Below are 264 nucleotides of genomic sequence, written 5' to 3' on the forward strand. Positions count from 1 at the left end.
GTATGTATGTTGTTGCAAATCATGTCCTGCCGGAAGCTGATGTACCGAAGAAAAACGACGGTGCAGTCCAGCTCGACCTCTTTACCGACTATGCCGCCGAAGAGGAAAAACAGAAAGCCGAAGATGCCGCTTTGGAGCGTGAGCGGAAGATACAAGCCGCCACGCTTGCCATCAAGAAGAAGTATGGAAAGAACGCCATCCTCAAGGCAATGAATCTTGAAGAAGGTGCAACCGCGAAAGACCGCAATGCGCAGATTGGAGGGC

General features: G+C 51.5%; 1 protein-coding gene. It reads left to right on the forward strand.

What is annotated here, in order from left to right; translation table 11 throughout:
* The coding region (locus tag BN338_RS10225; protein WP_039762171.1) for a hypothetical protein at positions 1-264 on the forward strand (264 nt) is incomplete at both ends.

The sequence above is a fragment of the Bartonella queenslandensis AUST/NH15 genome, from assembly GCF_000312585.1.
Classification (GTDB): Bacteria; Pseudomonadota; Alphaproteobacteria; order Rhizobiales; family Rhizobiaceae; genus Bartonella; species Bartonella queenslandensis_A.